Source organism: Burkholderia sp. BCC1972, from assembly GCF_905339605.1.
Classification (GTDB): domain Bacteria; phylum Pseudomonadota; class Gammaproteobacteria; order Burkholderiales; family Burkholderiaceae; genus Burkholderia.
Genome location: NZ_CAJPGH010000093.1, coordinates 1 through 452 on the forward strand (window position 1 = coordinate 1; position 452 = coordinate 452).

Annotated in this window: 1 protein-coding gene; it reads left to right on the forward strand. The window is 67.0% G+C overall.

Annotated elements, in window-relative coordinates; genetic code table 11:
* A partial coding sequence (locus U5798_RS36945) for a TolC family protein (protein ID WP_322084890.1) occupies window positions 1-452 on the forward strand: 452 nt, incomplete at both ends.

Here is a 452-nt window from a genome sequence, read left to right on the forward strand (position 1 = left end):
GGGGCTGTTCCCGACGCTCGACGGTACGGGCACGGGCAACATCCAGCGCGTGCCGCAGGGCCTTTCGCAAACCGGTGCGCCGTACATCTCGCGCGCCTACAACGTCGGGCTGTCCGCATCGTGGGAGCTCGACCTGTTCGGCCGCGTGCAGAGCCTGAAGGACCAGGCGCTCGCGCAGTACCTGTCGACGTCGTACGCACGGCAGGCGTCGGAGATCTCGCTGGTGTCGCAGGTGGCCGATCAATACCTGACGCTGCTGTCGACCGATGACCTGCTGAAGGTCACGGAGGACACGCTGAAGTCCGCTCAGGCGCAGTACGACCTGACGAAGCTGCGCTTCGACAACGGCACGGGCTCCGAACTCGAGTTGCGCCAGGCGCAGACGGTGGTCGAACAGGCGCTGTCGAACCAGCAGGCGCAGGCGCGTGCGCGTGCGCAGGCGCTGAACGCAA